Below are 26,815 nucleotides of genomic sequence, written 5' to 3' on the forward strand. Positions count from 1 at the left end.
GGTGGACGAAGTCCATCGCGAAGCGACGCCGAAGGCGCCCTTGACTTTGGAGGGGCGGCCCCGTACGCAAGCGCCACCCCACCACCCGAACACCCATTCAACCTCGCAGCGATGTCCCCTTCCACCCCCAACACAAAGCGATTCAACATTCAAACAGTTCGATCTAAGATTCCATTCACACCAGCAACGAAGACGATGATTATGATGATCAGATGTTGACTATTCCGGGCAGGCGGGTCTGAAAGCCTAGGATGCCTACCCACGTAGGCCCCAACGCGACGCAGGGCCGCCCACATCTCGAGGTGTGCGGCCCTGGCGACGCAGGCGGCGCCACCTTCCTCGCCGAGGTAGCGGGCCGGGCACGCCTGCTCCCGGTTCCGAGCAGGCAGCGGCCGCCTTGCAGGTAGGCCATGGGTCGTCTCCTCCGGTCTTCGGAGGACCGACCTGCGAAACGGCGCGAAGAGTCAGGCACAAGGAGATCAGGCGCGAAGAGACCGGACGCGAAGAGATCAGGCGCAAAGAAATCAGGCGCGAATAGATCAGGCGCGCGGAAGCTCCCGCACCGAGGACGAGCGCTAGTACCAGTCGCCCGGCTGCCCGGGTTCGGTCGGGGGGCCGCCTTCCGTGTTGCGCGCCAGGTAGAACAGCAGGCTCACCACCCCGACGGCCCCGAGCGAGAGGAAGGGGGAGATCTTGAACAGCCCGGCCACGATCAGGGCGACGGAGGCGAGCAGGCCGAGCGCGCCCGCCGCCACGACGACGACCGCGAGGACACGGAACAGCCGGCCCAGCGCTTCGTCGATCTTCCGCAGCCACGTCATGACGGCTCGATGCCCTCGTACCGGCTGCATCCGCACGGGGTGCCGCTCTCGGTCTGGATGATGTCACCTTCCCAGCCGACGGTGGTCTCCGTCGTGTAGGGCGGTCCTTCCACCGAGCAGCTTCCCTGGCCTCGCCCGTGCGACGTCCAGTTGTGTCCGCAGCGGCGGCATGAATAGGACGTGGCGGTGTGCCAGTCGATGGACGTTCCGCTGTGGCGTCTGGGCGGCGCGTCCCAGCCGGACGCCCCCAGGTAAGACGAAGCGGAGGGCCCCCGGCGCGGCAGCTCGGTCGATATCTTCCGCTCCGGCGAACGCCCGGAGTTCCGGATGCCGCTGACGGTCAGCGGAAGGACGACCAGGAGGCCGAACGCCGCGAGGATATAGGCCCAGTACGGAATCAGGGCGTGCACTACTCCGGCGAAGACCAGAACCACGCAGGCGAGCAATCCCAGGGCCACCGCGGCGCCCGCCACGATGGCGACGCCGATCAGCAGCGTGCCGGACGCCTCGTCGATCCGGCTCAGCCAACCGCGTGTCGGCACGAGATCCCCCGAAAACGTCGCCAGTACGGCCAGCGTACGTGCCCGGCTCGCCTTTCCGGGAGTCGTGTCACCGAACGTTCACGTACGCGCCACAGGCCGCGTCAGCCTGCGGATACCAGTCCGGAAAGGTCAAGGGGAACGACGGAATTGCGGTCGGTGACGCGGTTGCCCAGGGACAGTTGCGGCCATAGCCCGGACAGTTCCTGCCGGCTCCGCTCGCTCCATGCCCGGGCCTCCGGGCTGCGGGTCTTGTAGAAGTTCAGCGCGTAGCCGCCGCTGTGGACGCGGAGCAGCGTGAAGCCGCCGGGGTACTCCTTGACGGCGCCGACCTCCTGCTGCACGACCTTCGGCGCCAGCGGGAACACCGACCGCTGGTTCCGGTGGGTGTGGCCGGCGTGGTGGAGGAAGACTCCGGGGGTGCGGGCATAGGCGCCGAGAATGCGCAGCGATTGCCCGGCGTCGAGGGAATGGGCGCCGGTGGCGGACAGCGGGTCGTTCTCCGTGAAGAGAGGGTGGTGCCCGAAGACGAGCGTCGGACGGTCCGGGTCCTTCTTGAGTTCGGCCTCGAACCAGGACTGCTGTTCCGGCGACAGCCCGCCGGAGTCGCCGCCGTTCCCGGGCTTGTCATAGGTGTCGAGGCCGATGACGCGGAGCCCGTGCAGGTCATGGGCGAAATAGCTGGGACCGGACGGGAAGAAGGCGTCCTGGAAACAGTCGTTGCCCTGGTACCGGCCGACCGTGCAGGTGGAGTAGGCGGCGCCTTCGTGGGCGCGGTCGTGGTTGCCGCGGGTAACGAGATAGTCCTGCGTATAGGTGCCGAAGGTGTCGAGGATGCTCTTCGCGCCGTGCAGGTCGGCAGGGGCCGCCTCGCTGGAGACGTCCCCGGCGGCGAGCAGGTGGTCGGCGCCTCGCGCGCGGGCGTCCGCGATCAGGGCCTTCGCCATGATCTCCGGGTAGGGGGCGTGGCCCGGCACCTGCGAGATCCCCGTGATCCAGGGGAGCTGCCCGATGAGCCCGGCGACGGTCTCCCCGAGGTGCAGGTCGTTGCAGAGCGCGATGGAGAAGAGGTGCCTGCCGGGCGGCGGCTGCGGCGTGGTGAACGCGAACACGTCCCCCTGCGGGACGCCCGCCGCCTGGCCGCCCGCGAGCCCGGTCGCGGTGGCGGCGACGCCGTTGGACCGCGCCTTGTAGTAATAGGTGCGGCCCGGTTCCAGATCGGTGAGTTCGACGTAGTGGTACGGCGTGCCGGACGGCCCGTGGGCCGTGCGGGTGAGGCGGGACGGGTGCGTCCCGTAGAGCACCTCGGCGTCGGACGGGGCGGGCCGCATCCGCCCCAGCCCGTCGTCGGTGCCGGGAACGCCCGTGTACCAGGTGAGGACGGCGGACGTCTCGGTCAGCGTCACCAGTTCGAGGTTCACCGGGCGGGCGGTGCCGGCGGCGCGCGCGGAGGGCGGGTCGAGGGCGGGCAGCAGGCCCGCCCCCGCCACGATCGCGCTCCAGCGCAGCAGGTCGCGGCGGCCGGGACGGCAGCAGATCATGATCGCCACGGTGGCAGCGCGGCGGGCGCGCCGCCAGACCCCTGACCGAACGTTCACCGGATCGCCGCCGGACAGCCCGGCACCTTCCCGGCCCGGCCCGACTCGCGGGCCGCCGGCCGGTCAGCCGAGGACGGCGGCGAGGCGCTCCTCGCGGAGGCGGCCCGCCCACGAGTCGTCGATCGGCTGCAGGTCGTGGCCGACGGCCCAGCGCAGCAGCAGGTCGGCGAGGCCCGGGTTGCGGACGAGCGCCGGGCCGTGCATGTAGGTGCCGAGCACGCGGCCCGCGTAGGCGCCCTCGTAGCCGTCGCCGTTGCCGATGCCGTGCACGACCTTCGCGAACGGGCGGGCGTTCGGGCCGAGCCGCGTGACGCCCTGGTGGTTCTCGAAGCCGGTGATGCGCGGCACGTTCAGCTCGCCCGCGACGTCCCCGACGATCTCGCCGACGGCGCGCTGCTCGCCGCGCCCGGAGCGGATGTCGAGCAGGCCGAGGCCGCGGACGGGCTGGCCCTCCTCGCCGCCGAACTCGTGGCCGAGCAGCTGGTAGCCGGCGCAGACCGCGAAGACCACGGCGCCGGACTGCACGGCGCGGGCGAGGCCGCCGTCGCCGTGCAGCCGCTGCGCGGCGAGGATCTGCGGCCGGTCCTCGCCGCCGCCGAGCAGGTAGATGTCGCCGTCGGCGGGGACGGGCTCGTCCGAGCGGAGGCTGACGGTCTCGGTGGGGATGCCGCGCAGCGCCGCGCGGCGCTCCAGGACGATGGTGTTGCCCTGGTCGCCGTAGGTGCTGAGCAGGTCCGGGTAGATCCAGACGATCTTGATGCGGTCAGACGACACGGCCGTACCTCGTTCGGATGCTCTGGAAGGCGGTGTAGTTGGCGATCACGTCCAGGTGCCCGGGCGGCACCGCCATGACGGCCTGGTCGATGTCGTCCACCAGGGTGAACTGCACGTCGGCGGCCTCGAGGCGGGCGGCGAGGTCGATGCGGCGCTCGCCGGCGACCCAGACGGGGCGGCCGCGCAGGATGCGGTAGTCGACGTCCCACAGCCAGGAGGTGTCGCGGCCGTCGGGGCCCTGCGCGTTGATCGACAGGGCGACGGGGCCGGGCGCGGGCTGCAGGACGTCGAACGCCTCCAGCCAGCCGGCGGGGTTCTTCGACAGCAGCAGCCGGAGCGTGCGGCCCTGGTGCTCGACGGTGGTGTAGCGGCCGGCGACCGACCGCACCTGCGACAGCAGCGGCAGCGCCTGCTCGGGCGGGACGCCGAACTGGGCGACGACCGCGAGCGCGATGAGCGCGTTCGACCGGTTGGCGCGGCCGGGCAGGGACAGCTGGGAGAGGGAGAAGGCGCGGCCGTCGGGGCCGGTGATCTGGTCGCCCTTCAGCGCCCAGTCGGGGCGGGGCCGGCGGAAGTGGCACTGCCGGCACGCCCAGTCGCTGTCCTCGTCGGTGTCCTGCCGGTCGAGGGGGCCGCCGCACTCGGGGCAGCACCAGGAGTCCTCGCGCCAGTGCTGGCCCGCGGCGACCCACGTGACGCTCTTCGCGGACGACGCGCCCCAGGTGACCAGGGGGTCGTCGCAGTTGGCGATGACGTGGCTGTTCGGGGACGCCTCCAGGGCGCGCCGCCACTTGCCGGCGAGCAGCCAGATCTCGGCGGCGCGGTCCATCTGGTCGCGGCTGAGGTTCATCAGCGCGACGATGTTCGCGCCGGTCTCCCGCAGGACCATCGGGACGTACTTCTCGTCACACTCCAGCACGCCGTAGCGGGCGGTGGGCGCGGACGCGAGCGCGGACACGTGCCCGGTGGGCATGTTCGCGCCGAACGCGTTGGTGGCGACCTCGCCCAGCGGGGTCATCGCCGAGGTGATCAGCCGGGTCGTCGTCGTCTTGCCGTTGGTGGCGCTGACGAGGACGAGCTTGCGGTCCTTGGCGAGCCTGGTGAGCAGCTCGGGGTCGAGGCGCAGGCCGATCCGCCCGCCGATCACCGAGCCGTCACCGCGGCCCGCCATCCGGGACATCTTGGCGGCCGTACGACCGAGCGCGACGGCCAGCTGCGAACGCAGCGGAAGATCGCTCATGGACTCCGTCTTCTCTGGATGCGCCTGTCTTGTTCAAGTGCGCCCTGAACCGCTCCGAGCCTAGCCGCTGCGCGCGGCGCTCGCCGCGCGCCGGGCGTGTTGCGGCGGCCGGTGCGGGCGGTTCTCCGGCGGCGCGCGGCCGTCCGCCCTAAGATGTGAGCAGCCTCACAGGCGTTCCGGTAAACCACCGGCGGCAATCTTGACCGGTACCGAGCTGTCGTGATTCGGTGCGAGCCCGTCAGCGGTGAGTCCAGATTCCCATCCACGCGCCCTAGAACGACATCACCCACTACTTTTGTCGGGAGCCCTGCCGGTTTGCGGGGAAGGGCAGCCCGCCCGAGCCGGCGGGCCGGAATGCGCAGGCGTGGCAAGCGGCGACAAGGCGAGGTCAGAGCGATGCAGTGTCCGACGTGCGGTTCTCACACGCCCGGGACGCTCGGCAAGTGTTCGAACTGCGACGCGCCGATCGATGTGTACTCGGTCGGTCCGCTTCCGGCGCCCGTCCAGGACGGTGCCGCCGCCGCGCTCGACGAGAGGTCGGGCCTCGGCGAGAAGACGATGATGGTGCCACCGCCGCCGACGCCCGCGTGGGCGTCCGCCGACCCGGCGCCCGCCGACCCCGAGTCCACCGCGACGTGGACGTTCGACCCCGACCAGGAGGGCTACACGCCCACCGGCGGCATGCCCGCGCTCCCCGCGGGCAACGGCCCCGCGAACGGGGTGAACGGCGTCAACGGCGTGAACGGCGTCAACGGTGCGGGCACGCCGCCGCAGGCGGCGTGGGCCGGCGAGCAGGCGGGCGCGAACGGCCAGGCGAACGGCCTGCCGCAGGCGAACGGGCAGCAGCCGGCGCTGGGCGCCGCACCCGGCGCGCCCGCGCTGCCGCCCGCCGGCGGGTTCCCCGGCGGGTCGCTCGCCCCTGAGGCGGAGCCGCCGCCCGTCGAGTCGATCGTCCCGGAGTCGTGGTTCGCCCAGCCGCGCAAGCCCGACCCGCAGGACGCGGCGGAGGCCACCCAGATCTACGGTTCCCAGCAGCCGCCCGCCGACCAGGGGTGGGGCGCGCCGCTGCCGACCGCCGGCACGCCGCCGCTCGGCATGCCGCCGATGCCGGACGCGGACGCGACGCAGATCGCCCCCGGCGGCCCCATGGGCGCGGGCCCCATGGGCGCGGGCCCCATGGGCGCGGGCCCGATGGGCGGCGCGCCGCTCGACGGCCCGACCAGGATGGACTTCGGCTCCGGCGGCGGAGGGTTCGACCAGACCCGGATGGAGCCGGGCGGCACGTCCGTCATGGGCGCTCCCTCGATGGGCCCCGGCGGACCCGGCGGGTTCGGCCAGCCGGGCGGGTTCGGCCAGCCCGGCGGCTACGGCGACCCGATGAACCAGGGCATGCCGTTAGGGAACCAGGGCATGCCGATGGGCCAGATGGGCCCCGGCGGTCCGGGTGGCCCTGGCGGCCCCGGTGGTTACCCGCCGGGCCGGGCGCGTTCCGGCGGCGGGACGAGCAAGCCGCTGCTGATCGGTGTCGCGGCCCTCGTCGCGGTGGCGCTCGCCGCGGTCGCGTTCGTCGCGTGGCCGTCCGGCGGCAAGGACGAGGCGTCCCCGAAGGCCGCCAAGTCGTCCAGCCGGCCGGTGGCGCAGAAGGAGAAGATCAGCGACGCGGAGAAGCAGCAGGCCGAGGCCATGAGCGCGGTGCTGGACGCGAGCGTCGACGCGCGCCGCGTCCTCGCCGGGGCGCTCGGGCGGGCGGGCCGCTGCAAGGACCTGCCGGCCGCGGTCCAGGGGTTCCAGAACGCCGTCCAGCGCCGCCAGAACCAGCTGAACCGGACCCGCAACCTCAAGGTCGGCCAGCTGACGAAGGGCGAGCAGCTGCGGACGTCGCTGGCGCAGGCGCTGCAGGCGTCGCTGCAGGTCGACCAGCTCCTGCTGCAGTGGGCGCAGCGGAGCCGGGCGCACTGCCACGGCAAGCCGAAGCCGGACGCGGCGCACGTGCCGGGACGCGCGCAGGGCGAGCGCCGCGCGACGCTCGCCAAGCAGCGGTTCGTCGCGCTGTGGAACCCGGTCGCGAGGAAGACCGGGCAGCCGGTGCGCAGCTGGCAGCGGGTCTGACCGGCGGGGCGCGGCCGGCCGTCCGGCGCCCGCCCGCGCCCGCCCCGGCGGCCCGCACGGCGCGTGCGCGGGCGTGACCGTCCGATCACAACCGGGTTGCGACCCGCGGAGGGGCCGTCCGTTAGCGCGGGCGGGGCAGTATCTTGTCACCGATGCACCTCACGGGGTAAGGGGCTGTTATGCGGTGTCCGGGCTGCGGAAGCGACACCAATCCGGCGCTCCCCCGTTGCACGCGCTGCAACGCGCCGGTGCGGCCGGCGTCGCCGGACGGTCCCGGCCACACGCTGTCCGCGAGCGAGGAGACCGCGCGCGACCCGTCCCGGGACGACGAGGCGACGCGCGACTACGGCGTCCCGCCCGCTCCGTCCGGCGGCCAGGGGAACCCGTTCGAGCCGCCGCCCGCCGGCGCGCCCCCGTCCGGGTTCGGCGCCGGGCCCGCTGAGCCGCTGCCGCCTCCGTGGGTCCCCGTGCCGGACGCGCCGGACCAGGGGCAGTGGCCGCCACCGGCGGACTACACCACCCCGATGCCGCCGTCCGACGAGCGGTCGACGCCGCTCGGCCCCGAGCCGTGGGCCGAGCGGTCGACGCAGCTCGGGCCGGAGCCGTGGGCCGAGCCCGCCATCTGGCAGCCGCCGGCGCCGCCGAAGAGGAACAACGCGCTGTACTTCCTCATCGCGGCCGGGGTGGTGCTCCTCGTCGTGGTCGCGCTCGGCATCGTGTTCTGGCCGAGCGGGCCGGGCAAGCCCGCCAGGTCCGTCGCCGGACCGGCGTCCTCGCCGGCGGGCCAGCCGGTCACGACCGACGACGAGAGCCCGAACGGCTCCCCGACCCCCGACGGCTCGCCCAGCGGCGACATGACGGCGCAGGCCCGCACGGTCGACGCCCTGATCGAGGACATGGCGGGGACCCGTTCCGAGCTGGGCACCGTCGTCACCGAGGGCTGCCCGACCGACGGCCTCCAGCGCATCCACGACGAGCGGCAGACGCAGCTCGACAAGGCGAACGCGCTGGACGTGAGCGCGCTCGACAACGGCACCGCGATGAAGGACGCGCTGGTGCGGGCGCTGCGCGCGTCGGTCGAGTCGAACCAGCGCTACCTGGACGTCGCGCCCGGCTGCCCGTCCGACGACGAGGTGGCGGACGTGAACCAGGAGGCGACGAACGCGAAGAACGAGTTCATCACCTACTGGACCCCCATCGCCCAGCAGGCCGGGCTCCCCACCCGCGACGGCGACAACATCTGACGGTCGAGCGGCGTAACGGCCGCGCGCACCACCGCGCGCCGGGCCAACGCCGAGGCATCGCGGTCGCCGGCATGCACCGTGCGGCATGCCGGTGTGGCTGCTCCTGATCCTGTCCCACGCCGCACGCCCCTGAGGCGGCACGCCCTCGACGCCGCACACCCTCGACGCCGCACACCCTCGACGCCGCACACCCTCGACGCCGCACACCCTCGACGCGGCACAGCCTCGATGCCGCACGCCTCTGACGCCGCACGCCTCTGACGCCGCACGCCTCTGACGCGGCACGCCCCTGACGCCGCACGCCCGCGACGCCGCACGCCCTCGGTGCGGCACGCCCGCGACGCGGACGGCGCAGCCCGGTCAGCCGCCTACGCCGACCGCGGCGGCGAGGGCGCGGACGGCCTCGGCCAGCGCCGCCACGCCGGCGACGCGGCGGCCGAGCCGGGCGAGGGCGCCGCCCATGCGCTCGGCGTCCGGGTCGCCGTCCTCCGCCTCCTCGCGGACGTCGGCGAGGTCGCGGCGGGCCCGCGCCGCCTCGGCGAGCTCGGCGGCGTGGAGGTCCAGCAGCCGCTCGACGCGGGCGAGGGCCTCGGCGACGTCCGCGCCGGCCCCGCCGCCGACGACCTGCTGGTTCTGGGTGACGTTGTCGCCGGTGGCGATCTGGCCGGACACGTTGGCGTGCCCGCCGATGCTGATGCCCCGGTCGCCGTGCTCCGCCATTCCGTCCTCCGCGAGGTCAGGGGTTGATGCGGGTCTGCCGCTGCTCGACGCTGCGACCGGACGCGATCTGACCGTGGACGGTGCCGCCGGTCATGATGACGCCCTGGTTCAGGATGACGCCCGCCTGCGCCCGGTAGGCCGACACGTCGATCCCGCACTCGTCCGACAGGTGGTCGAGGATCGCCTCGTTCACCCGCCGCTCGATCAGCCGCATGTACTTGTCGACGTCGGTCTCCTGGACGAACGTCGCGAAGCCGTCCTCGGCGCACAGCTCGCGGACGCTGATCCGCGCGCCGTAGTCGTGCGACGCCTTGCGCGCCGGGTTGCCCGACGAGGTCGCCGCGACGAGGCTGCGGGCCATCGTCCAGCAGGTGGTGAGCATCCGCGGCCAGGCGAGCAGCGTGCCGGCCAGCACCGTCCGCCAGCTCTCGGCCAGCGTGCGGAGCAGCAGGGTGACCGCGTCCCAGTCGGGCAGCCGGTCGACGATCCGGTACTCCTCCCGGACGGGCGGCAGGACCGTCGCGACGAACTGCCCGTAGAGCATGCGCCCCTCGACGGCGAGGTACACGAACGCCGAGAGCACGACGTCCTTCTCCTCGGCGGGCGCGACGGGCCGGCCGTCCGGGGCATCGATCGCCTGGCCGTGCCCGCCGACGGTGACGCGCTGGTAGCAGCGCAGGTCGCCCTGCGGATGCCGCATCATCGCCTCGACCGCCTCCGGCGCGGCGACGGAGAACGGCACCCCGGCGACCGGGTCGATCAGCGGGTGCCCCTGGAACCAGCGGCCGCTCACCGCGTCGACGGGGCGGGTCCGCTGCGGGCACCGGCCGCGGGCGACGATGTGGACGTCGCTGACCAGCCCGGTGATGCGCTCGTTCGGGGGAAGCGGCGTCCGGTCCGGGACGGGGGCGCCGGGCCGCGGCGGCGCCTCGTCCCGCATCCGGAGGATCTTGGCGCGGACGCGCTCGTGCAGGGTGACCGCGTCGACCCGCCGCGGGCCCGGCTCGCCCGCGGATCTGCCCGCGCCCGACGTCCCGGCACCCGACGCCCCGGCACCCGACGTCCCGGCACCCGACGACGCGGTGTCGGACGACGCGGTGTCGGGGGCGTCGAGGTGCGGGGAGGCGGCGTCGCCGTCGGCGGCCCCGAGGCCCGGCCCGGACGCGGCGGGGCGGTCCAGTTCGAGCGCGATGGACCAGACGCGGGACCAGGGCGCCGTCACGTCCCCCGCGCCGATGAACGGGTTGCCGCCCGAGTAGAGCGTGACGTTGCCGTGCTGGGCCGAGCGCACCCGGTCGATGACCAGGCGGACCCGCTCGCTGTAGGTGCGCGGCCCGGGTCCGGTCGCGCCGGGGCCGAGGTCGCGGGCGAGAGCGTAGAAGACGACCGCGAGGTGGGCGAACACGATCGTCGCCGTCACGAGGAACAGCAGCACGACGGTCAGGACGGCGTGGTCGGTCTGCAGCGAGTCGAGGAAGCCGGTGTTCTGCTCGTGCTCGTAGCCGTCCAGGTCCTGCGCCCCGCCCAGCAGCCCGAACGTGACCACGGGCAGCAGGAGCACGGCCGCGAGCGCGCCGAGCGCCAGCCGCCACCGCCACCGCAGCCGCCGCCAGGGGACGTGCAGCGTCAGCGTGACGAGGAGGTAGAGCGCGGCGACGGCCGGCACGAGCAGCCACGCGACGACGAACACGGCGATGATCGCGAGGTCGCGGACGAGCCGGAACCGGCGGGCGCGCACGGCGTGCAGGATCACCGGGCCGAGGTCGAAGCCGAAGGACGGCACGACGGCGCGGTGCTCGTCGTCCAGGAACTCGGCGATGACCCGGTCGCAGAGCCGCCGGTCCAGGTAGGCGGCGGCCGACAGGTAGCGGGTGGCGCTCTGCAGCGGCTGCCCGGACGCGTCGGCGGCCTCGGGCGCGTGGCGGAAGAAGGGCCGCGGGGCGGGCCGCGGGTGGCCGCCGGTGTCGCGGGAGCGGGTCCGGTCGTCGGTCTGCGGGTCCATGTGCCGCTCCCTCCGCGCGGGTGGGCGGGCCGGTGCGGAGAAAGAATCTAGCGACGTATGCGGGGTTCTGGTGAGATATCACCGGATCGTGATCGCATCGTCGTGGACGGCTCACCCGCCGTCGGCGCCGCCGGGCTCGGGCTCGGGCTCGGGCTCGCGGGACAGGAACGGCAGGCCGGCGGACGGGTCGGCGAACGGCTCGACGAAGCGTTCCGGCCAGCTCAGCACCGGTTCCAGCCACTCCTCGACGCGCATCGTCCGGGCGGCGTCCTCGATCTGCTCGTCCTCGGGGAGGCCGATCGCGACGACCGCGAGGTCCGCGTAGAAGCCCGCGTGCTCGTCGTCGCCTTCCAGCGCGGTCATGGCGAGGGGGCGGTTGCGGTCCAGTTCCATGGACAGCGGGTGGCGGCGAAGCGCGCGCAGCCGGTGGCCGAACTTCGGTTGCGGCGGCTGCTTGAGACCGGGCAGCTGGTAGTCCAGCGGTGGAGCGGGGGCGTGCTTGTCGGGGACGCCCCCGCCGTAGGGGAACAGCCGGTCGAGTTCGTGCAGCCAGCGGACCTGCGGGATCACCCAGGTGGGGCCCGGCGCGGCACCGGAGGCGCCGCCGCCGAGGAGCTTCTGCGCGGCGCCGGCGGCGGTGGCTGTCAGGTCGGACGGCGGGTACACGGTCCGCAACGCCCATGACCGGCGGGTCACGGCGCCTTCGAGGACGGTCGCGAGCGCGCACTCGCGGAGCCGGGGCGCCAGCCGCGACCAGGCCCGGCCCAGCTCCGGCGGGACGGCGGGCACGGGCCGGTTCACCACGTGCGCGAGGACGAGGGTGTCCGCCCACAGCCGCAGCCACGCCCAGTCCGGATGGCCCGCGACGAGGTCGGCCTCGCGCAGCTCGTAGAGGGTGCAGGCGCGGCCGGACCGGCACTCGCAGCCGCACGCCGCGGACCGGCGGCCGTCCACGGGAGGCGGCGGGCCGGGCAGCTCCGCCTCGCGTCCCTCGCCGAGCGGGACGCGGACGCGCAGCGGCCGGTCCATCCCGTCGGCGAACACCGCCGCGACGCCGGGGCGCAGCGACACCACCTCGCGGGACTGGTCGGCGTCCAGGTTCATCGCCGCGCCGACCTGGTGCCGGTCGTCGTGCGCGGGCAGCCGGTGCACGACCTTCAGCGCCGTGTTCTTGATCACGTCGGGGACGAGTTTGGTCGGGATCTGCTCGGCGACGATGATGCCCTCGCCGTACGCGCGGATCTCCGCGAGCATCCCCGCGAACAGCTCGACGGCGTGCGAGCTGCCGCGCTCGGGGCCGCGGTTGCGCAGCAGCCGGTGCGCCTCCTCGATGACGATGACGTGCCGCAGCGCCGGGCCGTCCGACCGGTCGCGGCGCCGCTCCCGCATCCGCAGGTGCTCGACGATCCGGATGATGAGCGTCCCCATGAGGAACGCCTTGTCCTCGTCGTTCGCGACGTCCTCGATGGCCAGGACGATGTTGTCGCGCAGCATCCCGCCGATGTCGGCGGGATGGCCGCCCTCGAAGAACCGCCCGGCCGACCCGATCCGCAGCGAGCGGAGCCGGACGTCCACGAACCCCTGCACGTCGGCCATCAGCTCGCGGCCGTACCCGACGTCCTGGATGACCTGGAGCGCGGCGTTCTGCAGCTGCTCCAGCGTCGGGACGGCCGGCTCGATCAGCGAGCCGGGGACGCCCGCGCCGGTCACCACGTCCCAGCCGTTCGTCTCGTAGACGCGCTGCAGCGCCTGCGCCATGATCTGCGGGAACGGCTCCTCGGCGTCGAACGCGGCCTGGAACAGCGCGCGGACCATGTCGATGTGCGCCTGCACCGGGTAGCCCGGCTCGGGCGCGAGCGGGTTCACCGACAGCGGCACCGACGCCGGGTCGGACGGGTTCACCACCGTGACGGGGCCGCCGAGGTCCTCGATGCGGCCCGCCATCGCCGCGTACTCCGACTTCGCCGGCTCGATCGCCAGCCACGGCACGCCCGCGCGGGTCAGCTGCTCCAGCAGGTGCCGGACGGTCTGCGACTTGCCCGCGCCGGTCGCGCCCGTCACGAACACGTGCCGGTTGATCGTCGAGCGGGGGACGGTGAACGTGCCGACCTGCCGGTCCTGGCCGTCGAGGATCGCGCCCAGCTCGATCCGCGCCTCGGGCCGCCGGGCCGGCGCGTCGTCGGTCTCCGACGTCACGTCGAAGTACCCGGCGTCGAGGACGCGCAGGCCGGGCACCTCGCGGCGCGGCAGGCCCGCGAGGGCGGCGAGCGCGCCCGCCGTCGCGACGAACGGGAACCGCTGCTCCGGCTCGGCCCCGGGCCGCAGCGGCGCCGGCTCCGCGGCGGGCCGCAGCATCTCGTCGAACGTGCCGCTGCCGTGCCCCGATCGCAGCCGGTACGGGTGGTGGCCGAGCTCCATCGAGCCGACGAGGACCGGCGCGATCTGCCCCAGCTCCTCCTGCGTCGCCGCGCCCGCGACGACCCGGACCTGCCAGAGCCCCGCCTCGCGGAACGCGTCCAGCTCGGCGAGCCGCTGGTCGGCGCGGGCGACGGCGAGCCGGGCCTGCTCGTCCTCGCCGCGCCGCAGCATCCGCAGCTCGTGGTGCAGCTCGCGCATCTCGGTGTCGATCAGCCGCTCGTCGCACGGCTCGGCGACCACGAACCAGGCGAACGGCCGCTCCATCAGCGTGACGAGCGTCGCCTCGAACAGGCCGGGACCGCCCCTGCCGCCGTCCGGCAGGGTGGGGCCGACCTGCGGGGCGAGGCGTCCGGGGCAGCGCGTCCAGGCCATCCGGGACGCCTGCCGCAGCCAGCCGTCGCCGACCCGGACGCCGCGGGCGCCGCTCGGGAACAGCAGCCCCTGCGCCTCACCGTCCGGCCCGGGCGCGCCGATCGGGCCCGCGTTGGTGATCAGCTCCAGCGGGGCGCCGCCGCCCGCCGACAGCCATCCGACGACGAACGGGCGGCTCCGCCGCGCCGCCGACAGCGCGGCGGGCAGCACGCTGACGAAGTCCCATTCGGCGGACGCGTTCCGCTGCGGCGCGGGGATCGCCTGGATCCGGTACCAGGGCCCCGGCAGCGCGACCGCCTCGCCGCCCCACTCGCCGCCGGCGCCGCCCGCTCCGCGGCCCGCCCCGCTCATCCGGGGCGGCGGCGCGCCGGGCGGCATCCCCGCTCCCCGTCCGTACGGGGGCATACCGGGCGGCATGGAACCAGGGGGGTACGTCACCCGACCATCCTTCCCCCGGCCCCCGCACCGCGCCAGCGCACGTCAGCGAGAGCCCTTGTGGCGGCCGTTCGGTTTGAGGGGCGGAAAGCGGGTGCCGCCGCGCGGGAGGGCGTGGCGGGCCCGGGGCGCGGGCGGCTCCTCGTCGCGCACGGGTGCGGGGGACGGCGGCGCTTCGGGGGACGGCGGCGCGTCGGCTGGCGCGGGCGGGTCGGAGGGGGCGTCCTGGGGCTCCTCGGCGGCGGCGCGTTCCAGGGCCTCCTGCTCGCGCAGATACTCCTCGAACTCCATCGAGTGCGCGGTCGGCAGCGTGATGATGCCGGGGTTGGCGTCCACCAGCATGATGCGGCGGCCCGTCGTGCCGGAGTGGGTGAACACCATCGCGGTCGGCGGCAGCTCCTGCAGCTGCGGCGGCTCGATGAGCAGCTCCCGGAACCGCTGCTTCTCGGCGCCGCCCCCGGCGGTGACCGTCCGGCCCCACGCCGTCGCCGAGCTGATCCCCTCGACCAGCACGGAGTCGTCGGCGGCGGGCGCGGGCAGCGGCGACCAGACCGGGTCGGTGAGGCCGTCGCCGCGCGGCCGGGCGTAGGCGACGGTGCTGGCGTAGCTCTCCCCCGCCACGTCGAACAGCGTCTCGCCCGCCGAGTCGGTGATCTCCGCGACGAGCAGCGGCTGGTCGGTGCCGATGTGCTCGGCGGCGACGCGGGCGTCCTCGGGGTTGCCGAGCCGCATGAACCCGACCGCCGCGTGGCCCCGGCGGCCGAGGCGCTCGCGGACGTGCCGCGGGATCGACCGGTACATCAGGACGAGCCCCGTCCCGGTCGCCTCGCAGGCGTCGATGAGCCGGTCCAGGACGTCGCCGCGCAGCTTCTCGGCGCCGCACAGGAACAGCGTGTGGTCCCAGCGGCCGCCGGGCGGCGACTCGCGGATGCGGTGCGTCAGCGCCGTCGTCACGTAGGTGCCGAGGATCCGGTTGGTGAGGACGCCGGCGCGGCGGTCCATCGACACGACGTGCAGCCGGGACGGCGGCAGCCCCACCGGCTCCGTCGCGAGCTTCTCCAGCTTGCGCAGCTGCGCTTCGAGCGCCCACGCGCGGCGGACCACGATCCGGTCGGTGGCGTCCCGGCCGAACAGCGTCGCGACCCGCTCCAGCTGCTCGTCGGTGAGCAGGCCCTTGCGCAGGTCGTCGCGCGGGTCGCCGACCTGGGCGAGGACGCGCAGCGCCGCGGTGATCCGCGGGATCGTCGCGTCCGGCCCGAGGACCTCGATGAGCCGTTCCAGGATCGAGTTGTCGAACGACAGGTCGCGGGTGCCGCCCTCCTCCTCACCGGCGCTCACCACCAGCGACAGCACGTCCGCGAGCGCCTCCTGGCTCAGCCCCCGCGACATGTCGAGGCGCGGCAGGTCGGCGGGCAGCACCCAGACGAGCGGGTCGTCGCCGCGGTCGGCGGCGAGCCGCAGCAGGTCGTGCGCGACGGCGCCCTCGGACAGGTCGATGACGGTGAGCCGGGCGCCGACGGCCAGCCGCGCCGCGCCCATCGTGGTGACGGCGGCGGACCACCCGGCGAGCGTCCCGCCGACCACGTCCACCCGGTCGACGCCGGGCGGGACCGCGACGGGGTACCACTCGCGCTGGCTCTCGTACGCGCGGTGCCGCCGCTCCCATTCGCGGCGGGCGTCGTCGTAGGCGCGCTGCGCGGCCTCCCGCTCCCGGGCGCGGCGGGCGTGCTCGCGCCGGGCGCGCTCCCGTTCGTCGGCGAGCCGCTCCCGGACGGCTTGCTCGTCGCGCCACAGGGCACCGCCGGTGATGGCGAGGACGACACCGCACGCCAGCAGCGCCACGCCCGCGAACGCCCACGGCAGCAGCCCGGCGATGCCGCACGCCAGGAACAGCGCGACCCCGGCGAACGTGCCGCCGGTGGCGAGCCGCAGGGGGTGCGCGGCGAGGTGCTCGCCGGGACGCCGCGCGGGCGGCCCGGCCGGCGGCCGCTCGGCCGGCTCGGGCACGCCGGGGGGCGGCCCCGGGTCAGGGTGCACCTGCGCGTAGCGCCAGCCCACGTAGACGCGGTCGGCCTGTGTGAGCCGCGCCATCGCGGACCCGCTCGCCATGTCCGTCACGTCGTGAGACCCCTGGGAGTCGCGGAACGGGGGAAACGCCTGGGGGTTGGAGTTCAGTTGGTCGGTGGTGTCGGTGGTGTCTGTTCGCCTACACGGCAAGAGTAAAGAGCCTGCCGGGGTCGCGTGTCACGTTCACCGGAACAAGAACCCGGAAGTGCGACATGGACCACCATTTCGGTCACGGGGTTCACCTGCGGTAAACATCGGACACCCCACCCACCCCCGATTTGGCCGCACCCGGCCACTCCGGCGGCCCCGGGCGGGCGGCCTCCGGAGCGGGCTAGCCGGTCCCGGCCTTCAGCGACGCCTGCCGCGCCTGCCGGTCCTCGCGCCACAGCCGCCCCGCCTCCGCCGGGTCGCCGTCGAAGACGACCTTGCCCCGGCGCAGGGTCACACCCCGGTCGCACAGCCGGGTGAGCATCTGGATGTCGTGCGCGACGATCACCATGGTGCGGCCCTCGCCGCGCAGCTCCCGGATCCGCCGCAGGCACTTCTCCCGGAACGGCGGGTCGCCGACGGCCAGCACCTCGTCGATGAGGAAGATGTCCGGCTCGGTGTGCGCCGCGATCGAGAACGCCAGCCGCATGAACATGCCGGACGAGTAGAACCGCACCTGGTTGTCCAGGAACCGCTCGACGCCGGAGAACTCCACGATCGCGTCGAACTTGCTCTTGATCTCCGCCTCGGACATGCCGAGGATCGCGCCGTTGAGGTAGACGTTCTCCCGGCCCGTCAGGTCCGGGTGCAGGCCCGCGCCGACGTCGATGAGCCCGGCGATCCGGCCGCGGACCCGGACCGAGCCGCGGTCCGGCCGCATCACCCCGGAGATCATCTTCAGCAGGGTGCTCTTGCCGGACCCGTTCAGCCCCATCAGCGCGACGGTCTCGCCCTGGTAGATGGTGAGGCTCACGTCGTCCAGCGCGTTGAAGCTCTCCGACAGGTCCTGGCGGCGCACGGCCCGGATCGTCATCTCCCGGATCGAGCGGGCGTGCCGCAGGGTGAACCGCTTGCTCACCGAGTCGATCACGATCGACTCGGGCGGCCGGTGCTGCTCGAACCGAGGGTGCTCCTCGAACTGCCCGTGCTCCTCGAACTGCCGGTGCTCCTCGAACTGCCCGTGCTGCTCCATCTCCTACAACTCCTGCGCGAATCGCTGCTGGGCCCGCGTGAACACCAGGACGCCGGCCACCAGCACCACCAGCGACGCCGCCAGCGCGACCCCGGCCCGCCCGTACAGGTGCGGCGGGAACTGGAAGAGCTTCGGCGTCGTCGGGTACCAGAACGCGCGCTGGAACAGGCTGACCGCCGACACCAGCGGGTTCGCCAGGTACAGGTCGAGCACCCAGCCGGGCGCCCGCTGCCGGACGTGCACCCACGGGTAGATCATCGGCACCGACCAGGTGATGACGATCATCAGGATGTCGACGACCTGCTCCAGGTCGCGGAAGAACACGTTCACGCCCGCGCACAGCAGCCCGAGGCCGAGCCCCAGGATCACGACGATCGCGAAGGCGAGGGCCGCGGCGGCGAGCCCCACCGGGTCGGGCCGCCAGCCGAAGGACAGCGCCCCCGCCAGCATGATCCCGAACCCGGGCAGGAAGTGCACCAGCGACACCAGCAGCGACGCCATCGGGAACAGCTCGCGCGGCAGGAACACCTTCTTGACCAGCGGCGCGTTGCCGGTGATGGAGCGGGTGCACGAGTGCAGCGTCTCGGTGAACAGGTTGATCAGCACCATCCCCGAGAACAGGTAGACCGGGAAGTGGTGGACCCGCTTGCTCATGCCGAGGAAGACCCCGACCACGAAGAAGTAGACCGAGAAGTGCACCGCCGGCCGGACGTAGGACCAGCCGAGCCCGAGCAGCGACCCCTTGTAGCGGGCCTTCAGCTCGCGGCGCACCAGCAGCCGGAGCAGGTACCGGTCCTTCAGGGCCCGCCGCAGCCCGCCGTCGGTGCCGGGGGCGACCAGCGGCGGGAGTTCGGCGGGCGGCGCGGCGTGGCCTGCGCTCACCCGCGCGCCGATCCGGAGGCGTCGAACGTCTCCCGCCAGGCCTCGGGGGAGGCGAGCTGGTCCGCGGCGGCGCGGTAGCGTTCGGCGAGGCCGTCCCACTCGCGGGTCAGCCGGGCGTGCAGGAGGCCGCTGCGCCGCATCACCGAGCGGAACCGCTTCGGGTCGCGCTGGTACCAGTGGACCTTCGTGCCGTCCGCCGACGACACCAGCGCGCTGTCGAACTTCGACAGCATGCCCCAGTGCTGGTCGATGTGCGGCACGGCGGCCTGCGGGTTGCGCAGCGCCTCCTCGTCCACCGGGCCGAGGTGCTTGATGGCGCTGGTCAGCGCCGTCTTGATCACCTTGGTGCGGCCCTTGGGCGGGGCGGGGTTGCGGCCGCGCTTCGGCGGCTTGCTGCGCCGCACCGTCGGGAACTCCTCGACGCTGCCCTTGGCCTGCGCGTCGGTGAACCCGGCGCGCACCGCCCGCACCTCGGAGATCTTGGTGACCATGCCGGCGTGCATGTGCGCCGGGCCGGTCAGCACGTCCTCCAGCGCCATGATCATCAGTTCGGCGGTGGAGTACTGCATCGCCAGGGCGTGCTTCACCGAGATGATGAAGCTCTCCTTGAGCAGGTTGCCGCCGTGCTCGTACGGGGAGTGCAGCAGCGCGGCGACCAGCCGGTTCCGCCAGTGGTAGTACGCCTGCCAGTCGACGCCGTCGTCCTTGTCCTGCCACGGGACGTGCCACGCCGCGACGCCGGGCAGCGACACCGTCGGGAAGCCCGCGGCCTGCGCCCGGATCCCGTACTCGGCGTCGTCCCACTTGATGAACATCGGCATCGACAGCCCGATCTTGCCGATGACCTCGACCGGGATGAGGCACATCCACCAGCCGTTGTAGTCGGCGTCGACGCGGCGGTGCAGCCACGGCGTCTCGCGCAGCGTGTTGCCCTCCTCCGCGAAGTCGTGCTCGCGCCAGGTGTGCGCGGCGGGGCCCCACCACCAGCGGTACCGCTCGATCGTCTCGCCGAAGGCGTGCAGCTGCCCGCGGACGTAGAGGTTGAACATGTGCCCGCCGACGATCGTCGGCGTCTTGGCGTGGTCGGCGAACGCGACCGCGCGCAGCACGCCCTCGGTCTCGGTCACCACGTCGTCGTCCAGCAGCAGGACGTAGTCGCTGCGGCCGGCGCGGACCGTCTCGTCCATCGCCCGGGAGAACCCGCCGGAGCCGCCGAGGTTGCCCTGGTCGATGACGCGCAGCCGGCCGCCGAGCCCGTCGACGGCCGCGGCGAAGTCGGGGTGGTCCTCGATCCGGTCGGTGCCCTGGTCGACGACGAAGATCTCGTCGACGACGTCCAGCACCTCCGGGGCCTCGCCGAGCGCGAGGAGCTGCTCCACGCAGAACGCGGGCCGGTTGTAGGTGGTGATGCCGATGCTGACGGTGCCCTGCCGGGTCACCTCGGGCGCCGCCGCGCACCACTCGGCGCGCTCCAGCACCGCGGTGCGCTCCCCGGCGAGCACGTCGAACCAGTACCAGCCGCCGTCCACGAACGGCTGGAGCGGCAGGTCGAACGTGCGCTCCTCCGCCGTCTCGCAGTCCACCCGGACGGAGGCGACGCGGTGCACGTGGCCCTTGGCGCTGGACCGGTAGACGATGACGGTGGCGTCGCCGCGCAGCCGGACCCGCAGGACGGCGTCGTCCACGTGCGTCCAGCGGCGCCAGTAGCCGGCGGGGAAGGCGTTGAAGTACGTCGCGAACGACACCCGCTGCCCGACCGGGACGACGACCGCGCGGCGGCCCACGCTGTCGGCGCGCCCGGCGGCGCCCTCGGCGGCCGGGCGGTCGCCGATGCCGGCCTCGACCGCGGTCTCCTCGGCGAGGGCCTCCGCGCCCCGGACGATCTGCCCCTCCACGTACAGGGCGAGGACGTCCAGGTCGCGGCCGACCGGCAGGACGACGCGCTGCAGGGTGCGCAGCGGCGCCTCGCCGCCGTCGAATCGTGCTGTCACTCGTCCGCTCCTCCGCTGACCAGGCGGGCGCCCTCGGTGAAGTGCGGCCGCAACCGGTTGCCGACCATGCTGAGCGCGCTGGCGATCGCCATGTGCATGTCGAGGTACTTGTAGGTGCCGAGGCGGCCGCCGAACACGACGCCGTCCTCGTGCCGGGCGAGCTCGCGGTAGCGCAGCAGCCTGGCCCGGTCCTCGGGGGTGTTGATCGGGTAGTACGGCTCGTCGCCGCGGGCCGCGAACCGCGAGTACTCCCGCATGATCACCGTCTTGTCGCGCGGGTACCAGTCGCGCTCGGGGTGGAAGTGGCGGAACTCGTGGATGCGGGTGTAGGGGACGTCCTCGTCGGCGTAGTTCATGACGGGGGTGCCCTGGAAGTCGCCGGTCGGCCGGACCTCGGTCTCGAAGTCCAGCGTTCGCCAGCCGAGCTCGCCCTCGGCGAAGTCGAAGTAGCGGTCCAGCGGGCCGGTGTAGACAACGGGGACGCGCCCCGCGACGTCGCCGCGCATGTCGAAGAAGTCGGTGTTCAGCCGCACCTCGATGTTCGGGTGGTCGGCCATCCGCTCCAGCCAGGCCGTGTACCCGTCGACGGGCAGGCCCTCGTGGGCGTCGTTGAAGTACCGGTTGTCGAACGTGTACCGCACGGGCAGCCGCGTGATGATCTCGGCGGGCAGGTCGCGGGGGTCGGTCTGCCACTGCTTCGCGGTGTAGCCGCGCACGAACGCCTCGTAGAGGGGGCGCCCGATCAGCGAGATCGCCTTCTCCTCCAGGTTGCGGGGCTCGGCGCCGCCGGCGAGGCCGGCCTGCCCGGCGATCAGCTCGCGCGCCTCGTCCGGGGACATGACGCGGCCGAAGTACTCGCAGACCGTGCCGAGGTTGATCGGCATCGGGTAGACGCGGCCCTTGAAGGTCGAGTAGACGCGGTGCTGGTAGCCGGTGAACTTCGTGAACCGGTTGACGTAGTCCCACACCCGCTCGTTGGAGGTGTGGAAGAGGTGCGCGCCGTACCGGTGGATCTCGATGCCGGTCTCCGGCTCGGGCTCGCTGTAGGCGTTGCCGCCGATGTGGTCGCGGCGGTCCACGACGAGCACGCGCAGTCCGAGTTCGGTCGCGCAGCGTTCGGCCACGGTGAGCCCGAAGAACCCCGTGCCGACGACGACAAGATCAACGTTCACTGGAGGACGTCCATCTCCATGCGGGGGGACGGGCAGGGATGGGGCCGGAAGCCCTGAGGACAAACTGCGCCTATGGTGCAGATGCACGGCTAAGATACCCGCTGTTCCATCAGCGGACGTACAAGTACTCAAGGAATGCGGTGGCGGCACCTTCACCGGGCGCGCCCGCGCGCTCGCCGCGTCCCGTGGTGTACCTCCACGTGGGAGCGGCCAAGAGCGGGACCACGTATCTGCAGAACATCCTGTGGCACAACCGCGAGCGCCTGCGCGAGGCCGGGTTCCTCTACCCCGGCTACGACGACGCCGAGCACGTCCGCGCCGCGTTCGACCTCCGGCAGGCGTTCTTCGGCACCGCGTCCGACCCGCTCATCGACGGCGCCTGGACCCGGCTGGTCGAGGAGGCCCGCGGCTGGAGCGGCACCACGATCATCTCGCAGGAGCTGTTCGCCCCCGCGTTCCGCGCGCACGTCGCGCGCGCCCTCGCCGACCTCGACTTCGCCGAGGTGCACGTCGTCTTCACCGTCCGCGACCTCGCCCGGCAGATCCCCGCGCACTGGCAGGAGGACGTCAAGAACCGCTGGACCACCACGTTCGCCCAGTTCATGGCGGCGCTGCGGCGCCCGGACTGGCGGGCGTCCAAGGTCGCCCGGCTGTTCTGGGGACTCCAGGACCCGGTCGAGATCCTCGCCCGCTGGGGCGAGCACCTGCCGCCCGAGCACGTCCACGTGGTGACGCTCCCGCGCCCCGGCGCCCCCCGCGACCTGCTGTGGCAGCGGTTCTGCCGGGCGCTCGGCCTTCCGCCGGACGCCTGCGACCTGAACGCCGGGTTCGCCAACCCCTCGCTCGGGCTGCCGGAGACGCAGCTGCTGCTCCGCCTGAACCGGGCCCTCGACCGCGAGAGCGCCGACTGGCACTTCTACAACGAGGAGATGAAGCACCACCTCGCGCAGGACGTGCTGACCAGGCGGGAGACCACCACCCGCATCCCGCTGCCCGCCGAGGACCACGCGTGGGCCGTGGAACGCGCCGGGCGGATGGTCGAGGCGCTGTCCGGCACCGGCTACGACATCATCGGCGACCTGGACGAGCTGGTGCCGGCGCCCGCCCCCGCGGACGGCCGCCGGCACCCGGACGACCCCTGCTGGGCGGACATCACCGACGCGAGCGGCGACGCCGTCGCGGCGGTGCTGCGCCGGATCGACGAGTGCGAGGCGGAGATCGCGCGGCTCCCCGACGCCGGGCTCGGCACGCCCGAGCTGCTCGACCTGCTCGTCGCCGACTCCGGCGCGCTGCGCGAGCGCGTCGACGCCCTCGTGGACGGAACGGTCCCGGTGGTGAAGCGCGCCGTCCGGACCCTGAGCGAGCGCCACGCCGTGGTCGCCCGCTTCCGCGAGGCGTACTGGCAGGTGCAAGAGGAACGCAGGCAGGCCGCCGCCGGGGGGACCGGCGCCGGAGAGACGACCACGAGGTGACCGACGCATGACCCCACCGGAGGCCGCCAAGGCCGTCTACCTTCACGTCGGCGCGCCGACGGCGGGCGGGGCGTTCCTTCAGCGCGTGTTCTGGGAGAACCAGCGGCGCCTCGGCGCGGCCGGCGTCCGCTACCCCGTCACGGGGCCGCTGGAGCACTTCGGCGCCGTGATGGACCTGCGCGAGATGACCTGGGGCGGGCACCGCGACCCCGCCTGGGACGGGGCCTGGAACCGCGTCGCCAAGCGCGCCCGCGAGTGGCACGGGGACCGCGTCGTGCTGTCGCAGGAGCTGCTGGGCGGCGCCACCGAGGAGCAGGCGAAGCGGGCGGTGGAGTCGTTCGGCGACGCGGACGTGCACGTCGTGTTCGCCACCCGCGACCTCGGCACCCAGCTCGTCCTCGACTGGCAGGAGCAGATCCGGCACACCCACACCATCCCGTTCGGGCAGTTCGTCGGCGACCTCATCGAGCACGGCATCGACGCGCCCGAGCCGTTCGGCGAGATGTTCTGGGGGCTGCACGACCCCGTCCGGGTGCTGCGGACGTGGGAGGCGGCGGTCCCCCGCGAGCGGATCCACGTCGTCACCCTCCCGGCGCCGGGCGAGCGGCCCGGGCTGCTGTGGAGCCGGTTCTGCGAGGTCGCCGGCATCGAGCCGGACGCGTGCGAGACGGCCGGCGTCCCGGAGGGCGAGCCGCTGTCGGTGCTGGAGGCCGAGCTGCTGCGCCGGCTCAACGTCCGGCTCGCTCCGGCACTGGGGGGCGACTACGAGCGGATCGTCGGCGCCCACCTCACCGGCGGCGCCTTCGCCGCGGCCGCCGAGCCGGGCGGGCGGGCGCCGATGGGCCTGCCGCCCGAGCACGCCGCCTGGGCGGCGCAGCGCACCCGCCAGATCGTCGCCGCGCTGCGCGTCGCCGGGTACCGGGTGCACGGCGACCTGGACGAGCTGACCTCCGCCGGCGGTCCCGCGACCGCGCTGCAGCCCCGCGACCTGCCCGAGTCGGAGGTCGCCGAGGCGGCGACGAACGTGATCGTGCACCTGCTGGAGCGGCTCTCGGAGGCGCGGGAGCGGGTCGGGCTCGCGCAGCTGCGCGCCGACCTCACCGGGGTGCAGGAGGGCCTCGGCAGGCTGCTGGAGGTCGCGTCCGCCCAGCCCGCGCCGGCGCTGCGCCGGGCCGTCCGCCGGGCGGGCATGGGCCGATGAGCCCGGTCGTCGCGGCGGTGGTCGTCACCTACAACCGGATCTCGCTGCTGGCCGAGGCGCTCGCCGCCCTCGGCGCGCAGACCCGCCCGCCGGACCGGGTCGTCGTGGTGGACAACGCGTCCGGCGACGGCACCGCGGACATGGTGCGGGCCCGGTTCCCGGACGCCGAGCTGCTGGAGCTGTCGCGCAACACCGGCGGCGCGGGCGGTTTCGCGGCGGGCATCGCGCAGGCCCTCAAGGGCGACGCCGACTGGCTCTGGCTGATGGACGACGACACCGTCCCCGAGCCGGGCGCGCTCGACGCGCTGCTGAAGGCGGCGAGCGGCGGCGGGGACGGCGCGGAGGCGCCGGTTCTGGTCGGCAGCCGGGTCGTGTGGACGGACGGCCGCGACCACCCGATGAACACGCCGCGGCAGAAGCCCCGGGCGTCCGCCGCGGAGCGCGCGCGGGCCGAGGCGGTGAACGGCTATCCCGTCCGCTCCGCCTCGTTCGTGTCGATCCTCGTGGACGCGGCGCGGGTCCGCGAGCGCGGGCTGCCGATCGCCGACTACTTCCTGTGGAACGACGACTTCGAGTTCACCATGCGGCTGCTGCGCGGCCGCCGCGGGCTGGTCTGCCGCGACAGCGTCGTGGTGCACAAGACCAGGACGTTCGGGTCGACCGACGCCGACCCGGGCGACCGCTTCTACTTCGAGGTCCGCAACAAGATCTGGCTGTTCGCCGGCAGCCGCGGGCTCGCCCCCGCGGAGCGGGTGCTGTACGCCGGGTCGACGCTGCGGCGCTGGGCCCGCACCTTCGCCGGATCCCGGGACCGCGCCGTGCTGCGCCGCGCCCTGGCGCGCGGCGTCTGCGAAGGGCTGCTCAGCCGTCCGAGACCGACCGCCGACCTGCTGCGCGAGGCCGGCCTGGAGGTACTGCCCGATGACGCGCCTCGCCCTCGATAGTCCCGCCCGGGACGAGGCCCCCCAGCGCGCGCGGTGGCTCGCCGGGCCGGCGGCGCCGCTGGCCGCGGCGGCCGCGGCGCTGGCCGTCACCGTCGCGGGGATCGGCGGCCCGGCGTTCTGGCTGGACGAGGCGGCCACGGTCAGCGTGACCGCCCGGCCCACCGGGCAGATGCTGCGCGTCTTCCACCATCTCGACCTCGTCCACGCCCTCTACTACCTGATCATGCGGCCGTGGGTGATGGCCTTCGGCGACGGCGAGGCGGCGCTGCGGTTACCGAGCGCGCTGGCCACCGCGGCCGCCGCCGCCGGGATCGTGCTGATCGGGCGGCGCTGCGCGGGCCCGCTCGCGGGGCTCTTCGCCGGGCTGGTCTACGCGGGTTCCGTCGCCGCCTCCAAGTACGCGATCGAGGCCCGCTCGTACGCGATGGTCACGGCGGTGGCGGTGCTCGCCACCTACCTGCTCGTCCGGGGCGTCGGCCCAGGCGGGCGGCACCCCTGGCGGTGGCTCGCGGGCTACGGCGTCGCGATCGCGTTCCTCGGCCTCCTCAACCTCGACGCCCTGCTGCTGCTCCCCGCGCACGGCGTCACGCTCCTGGCGACGCGCGACAGGGCGCCCCGCACGTGGCTGCGGTGGCCGGTCTGCGGCGGCCTCGCCGGCGCCGCCCTGATCCCGTTCGTGCTGGCCGCGCAGAGCCAGTCCGACCAGGTCAACTGGCTGCCGAGGCCGTCGTCGGCCACCGTCTGGCGGCTCCTGAAGTTCATGACCGGCAACCACTGGCTGGTCGCGCCGGTCCTCGCGCTGGCGGTGGCCGGCGCCGTCGCGGGCGTCCGGGCGCGCGGCCGGGACTCCGGCGCGCCCCTCACCGCCGTCGCGGTGCCGTGGCTGCTGCTGCCGCCGGCGGTGCTGATCGGCGTGTCGCTGGTGGCCGACCCCATGTTCATCGACCGGTACGTGCTGTTCTGCCTGCCCGCGCTGTCGCTGCTGACCGGGGCGGGCCTCGCGCTGCTCGCGGGCGTGGGCCGTCCTCCCGCGGGCGCCCTGCTCGCGGCGGCGGTGGCGGTCGCGATGGTCGCGGTGACGGTGCCCACCCAGCTGGACGTCCGGCGGCAGGACGCGAAGCTGGACGACCTGCGCACGCCCGCCGACGTCGTCCGCCGCGAGGCGCACCGGGGAGACGCGATCCTCTACCTCGGCGCCGTCGTGCGCTGGGACGCCGCCGCCTACCCGGAGGCGTTCGGCCGCCTCGACGACATCGGCATGGCCGAGGACCCGGTGCGCGCGGGCAACATCCTGGGCAGGGACAAGTTCCCCAACGAGCTGCGCGGCCCCCTCAGCCGGGCGCAGCGCCTGTGGGTGATGGGCAGCCGGTCGCTCGGCAAGCGCCCGGGACCCCTGGTGGGACGGCGCCGGCTGATGATCCGGGCCACCGGTCCCTGGCGGATCGCCCGCGTCTGGACGTACAAGGGCGGGAAGCTGACGCTGTACGTGCGCACCGGCCCGTACGAGTCCCCGTCGAAGCCGCACGGGCCCGCCGCGAAGCCGCACCGGACGGCGCCCAAGACCCGCACCACGTCTCCCAAGACCCGCACCGCCACGCCCAAGCCGCCCGCCGGCACGGCGAAGCCCTAGCCGC

The 26,815-nt window shown here is 74.0% G+C and carries 19 protein-coding genes; 6 read left to right on the top strand and 13 right to left on the bottom strand.

Annotated features, from left to right (window positions below; genetic code table 11):
• Window positions 1-575 precede the first annotated feature (575 nt).
• From ABT299_RS29655 to ABT299_RS29675, 5 genes are all read right to left on the bottom strand, one after another.
• Complete coding sequence (locus ABT299_RS29655) at window positions 576-821, bottom strand: hypothetical protein (RefSeq protein ID WP_500252729.1); 246 nt, start codon at window positions 819-821, stop codon at window positions 576-578.
• The gene (locus tag ABT299_RS29660) at window positions 818-1,363 is read right to left on the bottom strand and encodes a hypothetical protein (RefSeq protein WP_500252730.1); all 546 of its coding nucleotides are present in this window, start codon (window positions 1,361-1,363) and stop codon (window positions 818-820) included. The genes ABT299_RS29655 and ABT299_RS29660 overlap by 4 nt, the downstream gene beginning before the upstream one ends.
• Before the next feature lie 101 nt (window positions 1,364-1,464).
• Window positions 1,465-2,901, bottom strand: a complete 1,437-nt coding sequence (locus ABT299_RS29665) for a purple acid phosphatase family protein (protein WP_500252731.1) — start codon at window positions 2,899-2,901, stop codon at window positions 1,465-1,467.
• Window positions 2,902-3,021: 120 nt separating this feature from the next.
• Entirely contained in the window at window positions 3,022-3,732 is a 711-nt protein-coding gene (locus tag ABT299_RS29670) for a type 1 glutamine amidotransferase (protein ID WP_387022084.1), read from the bottom strand.
• Window positions 3,722-4,972, bottom strand: a complete 1,251-nt coding sequence (locus tag ABT299_RS29675; protein WP_190866643.1) for a Mur ligase family protein — start codon at window positions 4,970-4,972, stop codon at window positions 3,722-3,724. Before ABT299_RS29675 ends, ABT299_RS29670 begins: the two co-directional genes overlap by 11 nt.
• Window positions 4,973-5,368: 396 nt before the next feature.
• Here ABT299_RS29675 and ABT299_RS29680 point away from each other — a divergent pair, with 396 nt between their 5' ends.
• Entirely contained in the window at window positions 5,369-7,081 is a 1,713-nt protein-coding gene (locus ABT299_RS29680) for a hypothetical protein (protein WP_500252732.1), read from the top strand.
• Between the two features lie 248 nt (window positions 7,082-7,329).
• The gene (locus tag ABT299_RS29685; RefSeq protein ID WP_500252733.1) at window positions 7,330-8,325 is read left to right on the top strand and encodes a hypothetical protein; all 996 of its coding nucleotides are present in this window, start codon (window positions 7,330-7,332) and stop codon (window positions 8,323-8,325) included.
• A 360-nt stretch (window positions 8,326-8,685) separates the two neighbouring features.
• Here ABT299_RS29685 and ABT299_RS29690 read toward each other — a convergent pair whose 3' ends face one another.
• The 8 genes from ABT299_RS29690 to glf all read right to left on the bottom strand — a co-directional run bounded on the left by ABT299_RS29690 (window position 8,686) and on the right by glf (window position 21,564).
• Window positions 8,686-9,045, bottom strand: coding sequence for a DUF5955 family protein (locus ABT299_RS29690; RefSeq protein WP_500252734.1), 360 nt, complete (start codon window positions 9,043-9,045; stop codon window positions 8,686-8,688).
• A gap of 16 nt (window positions 9,046-9,061) precedes the next feature.
• Window positions 9,062-11,047, bottom strand: coding sequence for an AbeC-like domain-containing protein (locus ABT299_RS29695; RefSeq protein ID WP_500252735.1), 1,986 nt, complete (start codon window positions 11,045-11,047; stop codon window positions 9,062-9,064).
• 111 nt (window positions 11,048-11,158) lie between these two features.
• Window positions 11,159-14,275 carry an ATP-binding protein gene (locus ABT299_RS29700; protein WP_500252736.1) on the bottom strand — a complete coding sequence of 1,039 codons (3,117 nt, stop codon included), beginning with the start codon at window positions 14,273-14,275 and terminating at the stop codon, window positions 11,159-11,161.
• Between the two features lie 42 nt (window positions 14,276-14,317).
• Entirely contained in the window at window positions 14,318-16,381 is a 2,064-nt protein-coding gene (locus ABT299_RS29705) for a hypothetical protein (protein WP_500252737.1), read from the bottom strand.
• Window positions 16,382-16,670: 289 nt separating this feature from the next.
• Window positions 16,671-17,519 (bottom strand): ABC transporter ATP-binding protein, encoded by an 849-nt coding sequence (locus ABT299_RS29710; RefSeq protein WP_387022105.1) that lies wholly within the window; start codon window positions 17,517-17,519, stop codon window positions 16,671-16,673.
• 3 nt (window positions 17,520-17,522) lie between these two features.
• Complete coding sequence (locus ABT299_RS29715) at window positions 17,523-18,401, bottom strand: ABC transporter permease (RefSeq protein WP_190866633.1); 879 nt, start codon at window positions 18,399-18,401, stop codon at window positions 17,523-17,525.
• Entirely contained in the window at window positions 18,398-20,392 is a 1,995-nt protein-coding gene (locus tag ABT299_RS29720) for a glycosyltransferase (RefSeq protein WP_190866631.1), read from the bottom strand. Before ABT299_RS29720 ends, ABT299_RS29715 begins: the two co-directional genes overlap by 4 nt.
• Complete coding sequence (glf, locus tag ABT299_RS29725) at window positions 20,389-21,564, bottom strand: UDP-galactopyranose mutase (protein WP_500252738.1); 1,176 nt, start codon at window positions 21,562-21,564, stop codon at window positions 20,389-20,391. The genes ABT299_RS29720 and glf overlap by 4 nt, the downstream gene beginning before the upstream one ends.
• Before the next feature lie 140 nt (window positions 21,565-21,704).
• Here glf and ABT299_RS29730 point away from each other — a divergent pair, with 140 nt between their 5' ends.
• Genes ABT299_RS29730 through ABT299_RS29745 form a run of 4 tightly spaced genes read left to right on the top strand, consistent with a single transcriptional unit; the run spans window position 21,705 to window position 26,811 of the window.
• Window positions 21,705-23,036 (top strand): hypothetical protein, encoded by a 1,332-nt coding sequence (locus tag ABT299_RS29730; RefSeq protein ID WP_500252739.1) that lies wholly within the window; start codon window positions 21,705-21,707, stop codon window positions 23,034-23,036.
• Window positions 23,037-23,043: 7 nt separating this feature from the next.
• Window positions 23,044-24,237, top strand: coding sequence for a hypothetical protein (locus ABT299_RS29735; protein ID WP_190866625.1), 1,194 nt, complete (start codon window positions 23,044-23,046; stop codon window positions 24,235-24,237).
• The gene (locus ABT299_RS29740) at window positions 24,234-25,181 is read left to right on the top strand and encodes a glycosyltransferase (RefSeq protein ID WP_500252740.1); all 948 of its coding nucleotides are present in this window, start codon (window positions 24,234-24,236) and stop codon (window positions 25,179-25,181) included. Before ABT299_RS29735 ends, ABT299_RS29740 begins: the two co-directional genes overlap by 4 nt.
• On the top strand, window positions 25,159-26,811 hold the full coding sequence (locus ABT299_RS29745) for a glycosyltransferase family 39 protein (RefSeq protein WP_500252741.1): 1,653 nt from the start codon (window positions 25,159-25,161) through the stop codon (window positions 26,809-26,811). The genes ABT299_RS29740 and ABT299_RS29745 overlap by 23 nt, the downstream gene beginning before the upstream one ends.
• Window positions 26,812-26,815 lie beyond the last annotated feature (4 nt).

Source organism: Spirillospora sp. NPDC000708, assembly GCF_040299565.1.
Taxonomy (GTDB): domain Bacteria; phylum Actinomycetota; class Actinomycetes; order Streptosporangiales; family Streptosporangiaceae; genus Spirillospora.

Coding starts and splice junctions, on each gene's coding strand:
- ABT299_RS29655 (WP_500252729.1), bottom strand. CDS start 821: ATGACGTGGCTGCGGAAGATCGACGAAGCGCTGGGCCGGCTGTTCCGT.
- ABT299_RS29665 (WP_500252731.1), bottom strand. CDS start 2,901: ATGATCTGCTGCCGTCCCGGCCGCCGCGACCTGCTGCGCTGGAGCGCG.
- ABT299_RS29675 (WP_190866643.1), bottom strand. CDS start 4,972: ATGAGCGATCTTCCGCTGCGTTCGCAGCTGGCCGTCGCGCTCGGTCGT.
- ABT299_RS29680 (WP_500252732.1), top strand. CDS start 5,369: ATGCAGTGTCCGACGTGCGGTTCTCACACGCCCGGGACGCTCGGCAAG.
- ABT299_RS29690 (WP_500252734.1), bottom strand. CDS start 9,045: ATGGCGGAGCACGGCGACCGGGGCATCAGCATCGGCGGGCACGCCAAC.
- ABT299_RS29695 (WP_500252735.1), bottom strand. CDS start 11,047: ATGGACCCGCAGACCGACGACCGGACCCGCTCCCGCGACACCGGCGGC.
- ABT299_RS29705 (WP_500252737.1), bottom strand. CDS start 16,381: ATGGCGAGCGGGTCCGCGATGGCGCGGCTCACACAGGCCGACCGCGTC.
- ABT299_RS29710 (WP_387022105.1), bottom strand. CDS start 17,519: ATGGAGCAGCACGGGCAGTTCGAGGAGCACCGGCAGTTCGAGGAGCAC.
- ABT299_RS29735 (WP_190866625.1), top strand. CDS start 23,044: ATGACCCCACCGGAGGCCGCCAAGGCCGTCTACCTTCACGTCGGCGCG.
- ABT299_RS29740 (WP_500252740.1), top strand. CDS start 24,234: ATGAGCCCGGTCGTCGCGGCGGTGGTCGTCACCTACAACCGGATCTCG.
- ABT299_RS29745 (WP_500252741.1), top strand. CDS start 25,159: ATGACGCGCCTCGCCCTCGATAGTCCCGCCCGGGACGAGGCCCCCCAG.